The 420-nt window shown below is 27.9% G+C and carries 1 protein-coding gene; it reads right to left on the bottom strand.

Translation table 11 applies throughout. From position 1 onward, the window contains the following. Positions 1-46: 46 nt before the first annotated feature. Positions 47-394, bottom strand: a complete 348-nt coding sequence (locus CN514_RS24545; protein WP_098234804.1) for a hypothetical protein — start codon at positions 392-394, stop codon at positions 47-49. Between the last annotated feature and the right edge of the window lie 26 nt (positions 395-420).

Genomic DNA, 420 nt, shown 5'->3' with positions numbered 1-420 from the left:
TAGTTTTTTAGTGGGAACATGAGTAAATTCTCCTAAAAATATCTAGTTATTTATCAAATTGCACTTGACCGTTTTCAAATAAAATAGCGTGAGTTGATTTTTCATTTGTATCGCCATTAATCATTTTGATGTAGAATCTTACTTTAGGTATGCCCACTTCAGTTTGTAATTTATCTGCTAATTCTTTTCTTTGATCTTCTATAGTAGATAAAGTTTGTTGTAAATTTCTATAAACTACAGTATTTCCACCAGTTACAGATACATAGGTATATCCGTTATTTTCAGCAGATTCGAATTGGAAACCATCATATTCTGCTATAACATCTTGATAAAACTCTGCATGTGATTTAGTTTCTGTATAACCACATACTAAATCAATAAATACATTCCACAAAATATTAAAAGTAAATTAAAAGTTTT

The sequence above is a fragment of the Bacillus sp. AFS001701 genome (assembly GCF_002559405.1).
GTDB lineage: Bacteria > Bacillota > Bacilli > Bacillales > Bacillaceae_G > Gottfriedia.
The sequence above is the reverse complement of the archived record's forward strand: the minus strand, read 5'-3'. Positions and strand labels throughout refer to the sequence as shown.